Genomic DNA, 13387 nt, shown 5'->3' with positions numbered 1-13387 from the left:
TATGAATTTTTTTCGTACTATAAAGCACTATTTTTTTATTTTGTTGTGAGTGCGGCCTAAAAGTAATGTACCGGGTTAGTATTTGTTTGAGAAGCAAAAACCTTAATCCCGTTTAAATACTGACCTAAATAGGTGGCCATGTAACCGGCAGTATAGCGTTCGCTTTCATAATGGCCAATATCTGCAAGCAGTAGCTTACCCTCTGCCTCGTAAAACTGGTGGTACTTAAGGTCGGCCGTAAGATAGGCATCGGCATCGGCGGCAATGGCATTTTTTATCGCAAAACTGCCCGCACCACCCAGTACTGCAACCCTATGTATGTTTTTACCTGTGAACGCGCTGTGGCGGATGCCACCCGTTTGCATTTTTGTTTTAACCAAATTTAAAAAATCAGCTTCAGTTACCGGCTCGGGCAGTTCACCTACCATGCCCAGGCCTACATTCTGGTGGCGGTTTTCAAGGCTGTATATTTCGTAAGCCACTTCTTCATATACGTGGTTTGTAAACAGGGCTTTTAGTATGGCGCTTTCCTGTTGCTTTTCAAAAGTAACCTCAATTTTTACTTCATCAGCCTGCGTAAACTCACCCCGCTGCCCTACTTGTGGGTTACTGTTTTCATTGCCCCGGTAGGTTCCGCTTCCTGTACTGTTAAAGCTGCAATTATTGTAATTACCTATGCTTCCTGCCCCGGCTGTAAAGAGCGCGCTGCGCAACGGTATATGGTTTTGTGGTGTGGTATAGGTAACCAATTTACGTATGAAGCCCTCCTTTGGTACCAGTATTTTTGTATTCATCAGGCCCAGCGCATCAGCAAAAATTTTGTTTACGCCCTGCTGGTGATTGTCCAGGGCTGTGTGCACGGCATAGATAGCAATGTCGTTTTTTATAGCCTTAATAATAGCACGCTCAACATAGTTTCTGCCGGTTAACTTTTTAAGGCCACTAAACAATATGGGGTGAAAGCACACTACAAGGTTGCAGTTTTTTAAAATTGCCTCGTCTATAACGGCTTCGAGCGCGTCGTGGCACACCAGTATACCGTTTGCTTCGGCGTAAGGGTTGCCGGTTAGCAGGCCTACGTTGTCAAAATCTTCGGCATAGGCCAATGGTGCCATTTGCTCCAGTAGAGGGAAAATATCTTTAATCTTCATCGCATAAAGGTACAAAACAAAAAAACTGCCCTTAAAGGCAGTTCATAATATTTTAAAGATAAATCTTTTATTATTCGCAGTCTGTTAACACTTCCTTTGCGGCTACATATTGTGCAAAGGGCACACCCTGATCTGCATTGCCTATAAAGGCGTTACCATTACTTCCCTTGCAAATTTCCTGAGCGGGAAACTGCGTATTTGTAGATGGATCCGTAAAAGCGTCACAGGTTACACAGTTTACATCGGGATTGTTCGCGTCAGGGTCATAGGCATTATCACAAAATAAAGTAAAATACTCTACAGCACTAAGATTAGTATCAGCACCGTCTACATATACCGTTTCATAGGTTAGCTGTACAGGGTTGTCTATCGTGTCAGGTAATGGCGTAGTGTCCATCTCAAAGGTATGCAGCGCCGTACATATTTCATAATCTTCCGGAATAAAGTCCGGCCCCATACCTTCAACTTCACATACCTGGCATCCCGTATATGTTACAGATGGAAGCTTATCCTCATCAGAACAGGCCACAACTGTTATTAAGCCTGCAACAGCCAGGAAGTATATTATTTTTTTCATTTTCAGTGCACGTTATTTTGTGAACAGCAAAAAAAGAAAAAAGGCGGTTTATATCCAAATCTTTCCGTTAAAAGTTTGTGATTTTTATTGTTTTAGTACATAGCGTATAAAAAATGGATGTAAAAAATGCTTTTTAACGGCAAGTGGGTTAAAAAAATAGAGGTTTATAAATTTTAATCAGTTGCAAACATAGCCTGCCGATACGGTAAGGCTGATATAATCTGTGTAGGATGTTCCGGTATTGGTATTGTTTACATAAGCATTTCCATCCTGGTTACACACCTGCTGTACATCGCTCTGGCCTGTGTCGCTGTCGGTAAGTGTACAGGTTACGCAGTTTTGTGCGTTGCCACCGTTATCATCGTCGCTACAGGCAATAAGTGTAAGCGCAGCAGTAACAGAAAGACAAAATAATAATTTTTTCATAATCGTATAGTTTTGCTATTCATTTAATGATCGACCTAAGTAAATTTCTCGTTTCTGCCGGGGTTAATTCCAGGGTAAAGCCTTGTGAAAACCTTAATGTTTTTGTGTTTAAATGGCCAAAAAAATTAACTTTGTAAACATAATCAATCGCCTTAGCATAAAAATATGAAGTTTTTGCGCCTGTTGCTTTTCCCTTTTGCAATAATTTATGATTTGGTTACTGCCATCCGCAATTATTTTTATGATAAGAGCATCTATACATCGCATACCTTTCCCCTCCCGGTTATTGCCGTAGGCAACCTGAGTACAGGCGGTACAGGCAAAACCCCACAAACCGAACACCTCATCCGCTTACTGGCGGATAAATACAACCTCGCTACGCTGAGCCGGGGCTATGGCCGAAAAACCAGGGGCTTTATACTGGCCAATGAAACAGCAAGTGCCCAAACTATAGGCGACGAACCATTCCAGTTTTTTACGAAATTTAAAAGCATACGTGTGGCGGTAGATGCCAACCGGGTTGAAGGGATGGAGCATTTATTGTCGCTTTCGCCAAAACCGGAAGTAATACTCCTTGATGATGCTTACCAACACCGCCGTTTAAAAGCTGGTTTTTACATACTACTTACTGCATATGGCGATTTATATGCAGATGATTATATACTACCTGCCGGCAACCTCCGTGAGGGCCGCTATGCTGCTGCACGTGCCAATATAATTATTGTAACAAAATGCCCCCCGGGCCTGGCCGAAACAGAGCAGCAAAAAATAACTGCAAGGCTGCGGCCGAAACAGTGGCAACAGGTATATTTCACCTGCATAGCGTATGATAATTTTGTACATTCGGGTAACGGTAAAAGAGAAGTAGCAGAGGTACGTAATACACAAAAAGTGCTGGTGGCAGGCATAGCAAAGCCGCAGCCTTTTTATGATTACCTGGCCGGTGCAGATGATGTAATAAAAACCTACCCCGACCACCACGAGTTTACCGCTGCCGAAATAAATGAACTGGACACACTTGCCAAAAACAGAATAATTGTTACCACCGAAAAAGACTATATGCGCCTACAGGGCCGCCTGCCGGACAACAGGTTGTATTACCTGCCCATACAAAGCAGGTTTTTAAACCGGGGTAATGATTTTGATAAAACCATTTTAAACTATGTGGGAAAAAGTACAACAAACCGTTAAATACATTCAGGATAAAATAAATGTCGCACCGCAGTATGGGGTGATACTGGGCTCCGGCCTGGGCAGTTTTGCCGATGATATTACCATAGAACACGCTATTCCTTACAGTGAGCTGCCTAACTTCCCTGTTAGTACCGTTGAGGGCCATGCGGGTAAGCTGATATTTGGCACAATAGGCGACAAGAATGTGGTGGCTATGCAGGGGCGCTTTCACTATTACGAAGGCTACAGTATGCAACAGGTTACATTTCCGGTGCGCGTTATGAAATACCTGGGCGTAGAAAAACTTATTGTAAGCAATGCCTCCGGCGGGGTAAATTCGTTTTATAAGGTGGGCGACGTGGTGCTAATTTATGACCACATCAACATGATGCCTGAGCATCCGCTCCGTGGTACGAACGACGGACGCTTTGGCCCCCGTTTCCTTAACATGAGTGAGCCTTACAGCCGCGCCATGATAGCCAAAGCCAAAGAGATAGCCGTAGCAAAGGGTATTGATGTTAAAGATGGTATATACCTGGGCTTGCAGGGACCTACGTTTGAAACATTATCAGAATACCGTATGGTAAAAATACTGGGGGCCGACTGCGTGGGCATGAGCACTGTACCCGAAGTGATTGTGGCGCGCCATATGGATATAGAATGCTTTGGCATATCCGTTATTACTGATATGGGCGATAGCGACGGTGTAGGCAGTGTTAGCCACGATGAGGTGCTGGCTGCCGCTAATGCCGCCGAGCCAAAGGTGCGCCTGCTTATAAAAGAGTTGATTGCGGGGGATTAACGCTAATTGGAACGCGGATGAAACGAATGCTGCGTATAAGAGAAATTGTTGTCCTCTTCAAAGGGGCTAAAGCGAGGGTGATTTTCCGAAAGAACACAACTTTGTAATGCCGCTTCCAGTAGATTTAAAACAAGGTATACGGTAGCCTTTCAACGATTAATCGCCAGCCATCTCTTCCTAACATTCTGCCTAAAAATAAGTATCTTTGCGGTATGGAAACGGAAATGAAACGCCTTAATAAATTTATATCGGAAACCGGCTACTGCTCGCGCCGTGAGGCCGACAAACTCATTGAAGAAGGCCGCGTAACCCTTAACGGCGTAGTGCCGGAGATGGGCACCAAGGTAAGCCCAGAGGATGAAATACGCATAGACGGCAGGCTGATAACCGAAAAGCGTGGCAGCCATGTATACCTGGCATTTCACAAACCGGTGGGCATAGAGTGCACTACAAATCTTGAAGTGCGCGATAATATTGTAGACTACATCAATTACCCTAAGCGCATTTTTCCTATCGGGCGGCTGGACAAGGCCAGTGAGGGGCTTATTTTTATGACGGATGATGGCGATATAGTCAACAAGATTCTGCGCGCCCGCAACAACCATGAAAAGGAATATATTGTTACCGTAGGTAAGCCCATAACCAGCCGTTTTATAGAACGCATGGGCAACGGCGTGCCTATTTTAGAGACCGTTACCCGCAAGTGCAAGGTAGAGCAGGTAAGCAAATATGTGTTCCGCATCATCCTTACCCAGGGGCTTAACCGCCAGATACGCCGCATGTGCGAACACCTCGGTTACGAGGTTACGGCGCTAAAGCGCATACGCATCATAAACATTTCGCTGGATGTGCCTGTGGGCCGTTACCGCGACCTTACCCCTGCCGAAATAAATGAACTGAATACACTTATAGCGCCCTCGAGTAAAACAGAGGAGGCTTCTTTACCTCCTGCCCCCAAAACTGTTAAGCCTCAAAGGGAGAATAACAGGCCGGGAAATAATGGCCGGCCGGCAACCGGCAATGGATTTGCAAAATCATTTAGGCACAATGATAAGCTTACAGGGCAGCCACCTAAAAATGATGATACAAAACAATCAGACCGTGATGGGAAAAGAAGTAATCCTTAACCAAAAATTAGGGCTTTGAGAGGAGATGAATAACAAGGATGCAGTAGGCAGTCACCCATCTTAAGATAATCTATGTACTAATTGTGCATTGCTAACCTAATTTTGAAATTAGTCAATTCACTAAAAATTAGTAGAAAATACAAAACATGAGAATATAAGGCGATACGCCGGAAAAGGAGAACTGCTGACTACTACCGTTTAGAACAAAGAAACGATAAAGGTAACAGCGGCTTTTATTACATGTACTACAACTGTAATCATTGTATGGATGTTTTAAATTTGGTTCAATAAATTGGTTATATCAAAAGTAGTTAAAATATTTTTTAAATCGTCGAATTTTTTAGCAAAACTTTTAGCGGAAAAATTTTATAAACACGACAATCAAATATACTCCCTTTAGAATCATCAACCCGATCTTGCAATAGTAACCAAAAAAAACCTGCCCCGGGTGAGTGGGGCAGGCTTCTTCATTAAAAAACTATCAACTAAGGTTTACCTGGTCATGTTAGAACAAACTCAAATACGCCGAAATTTAGTTAATTTTATATTAAAGACAAAGTTTTTTCGCAAATAAAATCGAGATAAGGAAAAAAAAATTACAACATTCTTCCCATTAAGTATTCTTACAACAATTTTCATAAAAAAAGCAGGAAAATACACCAATTTTACGACAGGTGTTTACATTCTTTTACGCTTGCTGGTAGGGAAAATGTGATAGTGCCTGTTTAAGCTAAAATATATCTCTATTTTTTAAAACACCTTATCTTATAAATTTAGTACCTTTCCACTGTTTTCAGCAATTACCTTATGAGTAACCACAACCCCGGCGGAATATGCGAGGAACTAACATTCTCGGGCTTTTTTGCAACACACGCAAAAACGCTTCGCAACTACCTGTATTATAAATTTGGCGACGCCGCCCAGGCCGAAGACGTTACCCAGGACGCCTTTATAAAACTGTGGGAAAACTGCGCCAGCGTTCCACCCGAAAAGGCAAAGTCGTTTTTATACACAGTAGCAAATAACAGTTCTTTAAATAAGATAGCGCACCAAAAAGTGGTGCTTGAATATAATAAAAACAAAAGCGTACCGAGGGTAAATGACGAATCACCGGATTTTATAATGGAGGAAGAGCAGTTTAAAATAAAGCTGCAAAATGCGATAGCCGGGTTAAGCGAAGCACAGCGCACCGCTTTTTTGCTAAACCGCATTGAAGGGAAAAAATACCATGAAATTGCCGAGATATTAGACATAAGTATAAAAGCGGTAGAAAAGCGTATAAGTGGCGCACTTTCAGAATTACGAAAACAAATTGATAACTTCAGGTAGGGTTTTTTATAAATGGGATGTTCTATAAAAAAATATAACACGCAATGAACAACGATATTAAGTTAGCAAAGTGGCTTAATGATGAGATGGATGAGACAGAACTGAAAGAGTTTGAGTCGTTGCCGGAGTTTGCCACTTATAATAATATAAAAAAATATTCGGCGCAGCTTACCGCCCCGGAAGCTGACCTGGAAGGATTGTATACTAAAATAAGCAAAAACAAATACCGCACTGCCCCCACTAAAGTACGCAGGATAAACGCCTGGGTACCCCGTATAGCCGCCGTACTTTTTATAGCACTTGGCCTTAGCTTTTTTTTCTATGTAATTCATACTACGGAGCAACTCACTGCAAATGGGGATATGGCGATGTTTACATTACCGGACGACTCTGAAGTAACGCTAAACGCAGGATCTGAAATTAGCTATAAGGAATACAACTGGAGCGATAACCGCCGTGTAGAACTAAATGGCGAAGCCTACTTTAAGGCTGCTAAAGGCAAAACTTTTGATGTAGTTACCCCCTTGGGCACAATAAGCGTAGTAGGAACGCAGTTTAATGTAAAAGCGCGGGGTAACAGGCTGGATGTTACCTGTTTTGAAGGCAAGGTAAAAGTAGCTACAGCAAATGATACTATACTGCTCACACCGGGTGAAACCGTGGCTTATGAAGGTGGCGCTAACCTGCACCTACCCGCAGTAACCAGGACCGAGCCGGGATGGATACACCATGAGGCGGTATTTGTAAGCGAAAATTTTAATAACGTAATTACCGAGCTGGAGCGCCAGTTTGATATAAAAATTGTTGTTAACGGAACATTGCCCCAAAAGAGTTATAACGGTACCATACCTACCCGCGAAAAGGACAAAAACACTGCGCTTGATATGGTAATAACCGCCTATAACCTTAAGTATAAGAAACAAGGCGATAAAATCGTACTTACTGCTGAATGACGCGTGATACCGGGTATCTGTTTTTAATACTTTCACTTTTTTTTTTCGCCCCCGGATATGGGCAGGCCGAAAAAAAGCCTGTGCCCCTTAAAGACATACTCACCACTATTGAAAAACAGCACCACGTAAAGTTTAATTACCTTGAAGAAGATGTTTTTCAACACGTTATCATTGCGCCCGAAGCCCGCGTTCCACTTAATGCCAAACTCACCTACATTACAAACTGCACAAAGCTGAGCTTTAAGCAGTCGGGTATTTATATAGTGCTGTATACCGCCAGGGTAAAAGAAGGGTACGAAAGGCAGTGCGCTTATATAACCGATGAAAATGGGAACCCCGTAGAAGACGCCATCATTCAATACGGCACAACAAAGCTAAACACGGGTAACGATGGCTATTTTGAATTCCCCCCTGATGTTACTACCCTTTTTATAGAGCACATGGCGTACCAACCGCTGCAGTGGCAAAAAACCAATACCCATGGTGATTGTGCCGAAATACGCCTTAGCCTTAACGTAAACCAACTACAGGAGGTAGTAACCGAACGTTTCCTTGCTACCGGTATTACTAAGTTAAAAGACGGCAGCTATAATATAAAGCCGGCAAAATTTGGTATCCTTCCCGGCCTTACCGAGGCTGATGTGCTGCAGGCCATGCAGCAGCTGCCGGGCATAAACAGTGTAGACGAAACCGTAAGCAACATTACCGTGCGCGGCGGCACGCACGATCAAAACCTCTTTACATGGAATGGCATACGCCTCTTCCAGACAGGGCATTTCTTTGGGCTTATAAGCGCGCTAAACCCTAACCTTGCGCACGACATTAAAATATCTAAGAATGGTACCTCGGCATTTTATGGCGAAAGTGTATCAAGCGCGGTAGACATCTCCTCCCACCCTGTCGAAATTGGCGATACCCGCGGCAGCATAGGTACTAATATGATAGGCGTTGACGCCTATACCCGTATAAAAACATCCGAAAATGCAAACCTTGAACTTTCAGCACGGCGATCGTTTACTGATGTGCTTGAGTTCCCTACCTATACCGAATATTCTAACCGTATCTTCCAGAACACCGTAGTTTCAGATATTGATACCGGAGACAAGCTGTATAACCAGAGTGACAAGGAGTTTTATTTTTACGACTTTACCGCGCAATACCACCAAAAAATAGGCATAAAACACCATTTATACATCGACGCGATAGGCATATACAACAAGCTCGATTTTATTCAGAGTACTTATATGCCGTATGGGGTAGCCATTCGTAGCAGCGACCTTAAGCAGCAAACCCTGGGCAGTACAGTATCTTGGCATACTAACTGGAACAGCAATCACGCTACAGAGGCCAGCGTTTATATTTCTGACTATTATGTAAACGGGCTAAATTCGGGCTTTGATAACAGCCAGGCATTGTTGCAACGCAATAAAATAAATAATGGCGGATTCAGTTTAAACCACACCTATCGGTTAAATGACAGCTTTTTGCTAAAAGGTGGGTATCAATATAGCGCTATAGAAATAACCAACAGCGACCAGCAAACCCTGCAAACAACTCTAAGCACAACCGATGCCCTGTATACCCATGCCGCAATAGCAGAAGGCGAATATAAACCCGTTGAAAGCAGGTTCTATGTTAAAGCCGGCCTGCGCCTCAATTATATCGAACAGTTTCGGTCGCTCTATTTAGAGCCCAGGGCAGTTGTAGCTTACAAGGTAGCGCCTGGCTGGCAGCTGGATTTTCAGGCAGAGCGCAAAAGCCAGACCGCAACACAAGTAGTAGCCCTGCAGGAAGATTTCCTGGGAATTGAAAACCGCCGCTGGGCGCTTGCCAACAACCGAAGCATACCGGTACAACGCAGCAGCCAGATATCGGGCGGGGTTAGCTTTAAGCAAAACGGCTGGCTCATAACCCTCGATAATTTCTACAAAAAAGTTAACGGCATCACCAGCCTTTCGCAGGCGTTTAACAACCAGTTTGAGTCGGTTGCCGCAATAGGAAGCTATGAAGTATATGGCAGTGAATTTTTGGTACAAAAACAGTTCAGGCATTTTTATGTGTGGCTCAGTTACGCCTATAACCATAACAATTACAGGTTTAATTCGTTTACGCCATCCACTTTCAACAGTAATTTTGAACTGCCCTATACCATAAACAACGCCGTTACTTATGAGTATAACAACCTAAAAATAGCTTTGGGCAGCAAGTTCTTTAGCGGCCGCCCCTATACCCGCCCCCTTACCACTGTACCTGTAGAAGAAAACGGACAACCCCAAATAGCATACGACTACCCTAACGGCAGGCGTATATCAAGCTATTTACAGGTAAATTTTTCGGCAAGCTACAGCATCGCGTTATCTAAAAAGATAAACCTGCAGGCCGGGGTATCGGTTTTAAATTTAATGAACAGGCGCAACATTATCAACCGCTTTTATCGTATTAACGACACAGGCGAGAGCATAGAGGTAGTAAATACTTACGGGCTATACCGCACGCCTAATGCTATGGTTAAGATTAGTTTTTAGTGCTGCGGGCCATTTGTAAGTTCAGGTTTCTAATCGAAATTACCTGCCAAAATACTCATAATGGTCCTGGGCATATTTTTCTACACGCGTAAGCAGGGCTATGTTTTGTTTCTCAAGCGTGGTAAGCTCTTTTTCTACATTATCTGAAATAGGGACGTACCATTCGTTACTATCAAAAAGCCTGCGCAGGTACGACCTTTCAAAGGCATAGCCATGGCGCGCGTAGATTGTATTACGCAAAACTTCAAGGTCCATTTTTCGGAGGTTTTTCAACTGTTCTTCCGTAAGTTTTTGAGTAGAGCCATTAAGTGCAGGTAACGGCCTGGAGGTAGACCTGTTGCCCTCCCTCTTATAAGTATGCTTTTTACCTTCTTCATCCGTGTAAGATTTTGTTACCTGTTTAGATGTATCCCAGTCGATGATAGAATATTCATTTGCTAACATTACCGTAGGGTCATATTTAAAAACCTTGTGTGTAAATGTCACTTTGCTACCCGGCTGACCGGATTTTTCATAATATGTACCTTCGAAATTATCGCCCTCCTGCCAAAGTTCTAAAACATTACTTTCACGCTTACCGTACCCCTTATTGAGCCTTAAATAAAACTTCCCTTCTTTGGTTTGTTGGACTCCGGAGATATTCATTTTTTTATTATCAATTGTAGCATTAGCAAGTACTTTTCCTTTTTCTATACTGATTATTTTAAGACGCGCAGGCATAACCACAGCGGCAGTATCGTCACCTATTTCACCTTCCCAAATGCCATAATACTCTGCATACTCGTCTACAACAACATTGCCAAGTTTATCTAAGTTTACCCCTCCCCGCACTGCCATATCCCTGTTATCTGCCAGTGCAGGCGCTTCCTTAATTGTTTCTTTGCAGCCTACTAACATCAGCAGCGCAGCTACGGTTACAAAAATTGTTTTCATAATCGGTTATTTAATGGTTTTGAATTTCCTGCTGATAATCACTTCGGCCACAATAAGGTTAAGCACCCATCCCAGCCACGCAATTATTACATACCTGTCCATAGGCGGGAGGTCGAAAAAAAAGGCGATAACTACCTTCCAGATGCGCAGCGTTACTGCCGAAAGGCACAATGCATAGCTGCGTATCATCCAGTTGCGGTGAGAAGTAAAGTTGTGCGCCCTGATAGCCTGCATGGCCCTCCAGGTAGTATACCACCACAGCAGGCTGAGCAACACGAATGATACTTTTGCTGGTAGGCCCCCATTAGCATACACACTCATATACAAACCACTGGGGCCGGCAATGGCCAGTAGCCCTACTACATACAGGTAACCCGATAGGCGGTGCAGCCGTTTACCCGCTTTACCAGTAAACGTAAAAAATTGTATGAAGCCAAACAGAAGCACAAAAATGCTGGTATACACATGGGCATAAAATATATAGCGGTATTCGGGCAGTGTGGTAACCTCGGTTTGCTTTATCATGAGGAAAGACACAGCGGTATCATACGGCACATATTCCAGCGTAAGCCGCAACATAAGCCAATAAAAATAAGCGAAGATGCCTATCGGTAAAAGCATCATCCAGGTGTAGCGGCCGGTAACGGTTTTAAAAATTTTGGCTTGCATGGCTGGTTATGCGGTTTATTGTTTTAATAACTACAAAGCTATAAGGTTTATTGCAACCTATACTACTATTACACAAAGTGATATGGCAGTTTTACCAAGTTTAGGCCAGTGAAGTGAAGAAACAGAAGATTAGACGAAATTAAATCTCTTTTGAGTTAAATCCGGGATTTATCCTTCGTCGTTATAGAACACCTGTTCACTACTCTCTATCAAGCCCAGTGAAATACCTATCGGCCAAAATAGTCATAATGGTCTTCGGCATATTGTTCCATGCGGGTTAGCAGGGCAATGTTTGCCTTTTCTACCGCGGTAAGCTGGTTATCTACATTGTTAGAAACCGGCACATACCACGAGTTATATTCAAAAAACCTGCGTATGCTGTTCTTTTTAAACGAATAGCCATGCCTTGCGAATATGGAATTACGTATAATTTCCATATCCAGTTTGGTCAGGTTTTTTAATTGTGCCTCGTTCAGTTTTGTTAGCGAGGCGTTTATCTTATACACCTGGTCAGATGCCATTCGGTATACCTGTGCCACATACTCTTCGGGTTCTTCTTCCGGGTCGGCAGTTACGGTATCGGTTTTAGCAGGTGCCATATTTTCGGCAACGCCTTCTTCCTCAACAAAAGTACTATCTTCATCACTATCACTGGGGCCATCATCATAATAGTCTGCGTCTACTTTTTGCATTTGCGGGTTGTCCCAGTCTACCAGCTCTATTTCGTCTTCTATCATCAGGCTGGGGTTATATATAAACTGCTTTTGCTTTAATGTTAATTTCTTTTCGCGGGTTACATCCGGGTTGCTTTTAAACGCCACGAAGCTACCCTCCATTATAACATCATTAAGCGTTAGGGTATAACGCCCGTCATATTTATTTGTTCCCGGCTCATCGAGCGTAAACATAACGCTGCCGTCTGCCCTTTTAGTCATTTCACCCTTTAGCGGACGTATGTATCCGGAAACAATGCTCTGCCCCTCTACTTCATTGTTTATAATGCGATTAATCTTGATTGTAATCTTTTTATTATCATCTTCCATAGTATCATTTTCAGCAAATACAGGCTTAAAATCGCCCGACCATAACCCGTAATATAAGGTGTAGTCTTCTTTGCCAATGAGGTTGTCGGCAATTTCTTTATGTTCAGATTTACAGGAGATGAGCGTAATGATGCAAAACGCGGTAAGCAGTATGTTTTTCATGATGATAGGAATTGGTTGTTGGTATACTTAAAGCACATTCAAAAATACATAAAGTTTTTTGATAGAAAAAAATCCCGTACCTGAATACAGCACGGGATCTTAAACAATTACTTAAAGCAGTCGTTGTGTTACTACTCTCTTTTATACTGGCAGCAAGAATGGAGGTTGTTATATGCTTCATCTGTGGCCTTTACCTTATCGGTATCATGGCCGCTTTTTGCTACGGCTTCCATTACATTGTTAGCGCTGCATTTGGTCTCATCGATAATAAGGTGCAGCTCCTGGTCGTCTTCATGCCATTGCGCCGACTTTACACCTTTTACAGAATAAGCCGCTTTTTCTATACGTCGTTTGCATTGGTCGCAGTTGCCTTTTACTGCAACATCTACTTTTGCATTTTTGTTCTTTTTTTCCTGCGCCTGGGTAGTGAACCCGGCGAGCATGATGATAAGTGCTAAAATTATTTTTTTCATTTTTGTTTTTTACTAAAGGAGTTTTAAAATAATAATATTATGAG

At 42.9% G+C, this 13387-nt stretch carries 13 protein-coding genes; 6 read left to right on the top strand and 7 right to left on the bottom strand.

All coding sequences use genetic code 11. The features are described 5' to 3' along the window. Nucleotides 1-56 precede the first annotated feature (56 nt). The 3 genes from ACLI09_RS04340 to ACLI09_RS04330 form a co-directional block, all read right to left on the bottom strand. Nucleotides 57-1151 (bottom strand): Nif3-like dinuclear metal center hexameric protein, encoded by a 1095-nt coding sequence (locus ACLI09_RS04340; protein WP_411418357.1) that lies wholly within the window; start codon nt 1149-1151, stop codon nt 57-59. 70 nt (nt 1152-1221) lie between these two features. Next, entirely contained in the window at nt 1222-1728 is a 507-nt protein-coding gene (locus tag ACLI09_RS04335) for a hypothetical protein (protein ID WP_411418356.1), read from the bottom strand. Between the two features lie 177 nt (nt 1729-1905). After that, on the bottom strand, nt 1906-2154 hold the full coding sequence (locus ACLI09_RS04330; protein WP_411418355.1) for a hypothetical protein: 249 nt from the start codon (nt 2152-2154) through the stop codon (nt 1906-1908). Nucleotides 2155-2319: 165 nt separating this feature from the next. Here ACLI09_RS04330 and lpxK point away from each other — a divergent pair, with 165 nt between their 5' ends. The 6 genes from lpxK to ACLI09_RS04300 all read left to right on the top strand — a co-directional run bounded on the left by lpxK (nt 2320) and on the right by ACLI09_RS04300 (nt 10063). Continuing rightward, on the top strand, nt 2320-3345 hold the full coding sequence (lpxK, locus tag ACLI09_RS04325; RefSeq protein WP_411418354.1) for a tetraacyldisaccharide 4'-kinase: 1026 nt from the start codon (nt 2320-2322) through the stop codon (nt 3343-3345). Further along, nucleotides 3317-4129 (top strand): purine-nucleoside phosphorylase, encoded by an 813-nt coding sequence (locus ACLI09_RS04320; RefSeq protein ID WP_411418353.1) that lies wholly within the window; start codon nt 3317-3319, stop codon nt 4127-4129. The genes lpxK and ACLI09_RS04320 overlap by 29 nt, the downstream gene beginning before the upstream one ends. Nucleotides 4130-4341: 212 nt before the next feature. Next, nucleotides 4342-5256 carry a 23S rRNA pseudouridine(2604) synthase RluF gene (gene rluF, locus ACLI09_RS04315; RefSeq protein WP_411418352.1) on the top strand — a complete coding sequence of 305 codons (915 nt, stop codon included), beginning with the start codon at nt 4342-4344 and terminating at the stop codon, nt 5254-5256. An 807-nt stretch (nt 5257-6063) separates the two neighbouring features. Continuing rightward, nucleotides 6064-6585 carry an RNA polymerase sigma factor gene (locus ACLI09_RS04310; protein ID WP_411418351.1) on the top strand — a complete coding sequence of 174 codons (522 nt, stop codon included), beginning with the start codon at nt 6064-6066 and terminating at the stop codon, nt 6583-6585. Nucleotides 6586-6629: 44 nt separating this feature from the next. Next, on the top strand, nt 6630-7538 hold the full coding sequence (locus ACLI09_RS04305) for a FecR family protein (RefSeq protein WP_411418350.1): 909 nt from the start codon (nt 6630-6632) through the stop codon (nt 7536-7538). Then, nucleotides 7535-10063, top strand: a complete 2529-nt coding sequence (locus ACLI09_RS04300; protein ID WP_411418349.1) for a TonB-dependent receptor plug domain-containing protein — start codon at nt 7535-7537, stop codon at nt 10061-10063. Before ACLI09_RS04305 ends, ACLI09_RS04300 begins: the two co-directional genes overlap by 4 nt. Nucleotides 10064-10102: 39 nt before the next feature. Here the strand turns inward: ACLI09_RS04300 and ACLI09_RS04295 are convergent, their stop codons facing one another. The 4 genes from ACLI09_RS04295 to ACLI09_RS04280 form a co-directional block, all read right to left on the bottom strand. Then, on the bottom strand, nt 10103-10996 hold the full coding sequence (locus tag ACLI09_RS04295) for a YARHG domain-containing protein (protein WP_411418348.1): 894 nt from the start codon (nt 10994-10996) through the stop codon (nt 10103-10105). Nucleotides 10997-11002: 6 nt separating this feature from the next. Continuing rightward, entirely contained in the window at nt 11003-11665 is a 663-nt protein-coding gene (locus ACLI09_RS04290; RefSeq protein WP_411418347.1) for a DUF2306 domain-containing protein, read from the bottom strand. Nucleotides 11666-11892: 227 nt separating this feature from the next. Continuing rightward, nucleotides 11893-12870: a YARHG domain-containing protein gene (locus ACLI09_RS04285; protein WP_411418346.1), complete on the bottom strand. Its 978-nt coding sequence runs from the start codon at nt 12868-12870 to the stop codon at nt 11893-11895. Nucleotides 12871-13001: 131 nt separating this feature from the next. Beyond that, complete coding sequence (locus tag ACLI09_RS04280; RefSeq protein ID WP_411418345.1) at nt 13002-13343, bottom strand: heavy-metal-associated domain-containing protein; 342 nt, start codon at nt 13341-13343, stop codon at nt 13002-13004. Nucleotides 13344-13387 lie beyond the last annotated feature (44 nt).

This window comes from Flavobacterium sp. RHBU_24 (genome assembly GCF_046613695.1).
GTDB lineage: Bacteria > Bacteroidota > Bacteroidia > Flavobacteriales > Flavobacteriaceae > Flavobacterium.
The sequence above is the reverse complement of the archived record's forward strand: the minus strand, read 5'-3'. Positions and strand labels throughout refer to the sequence as shown.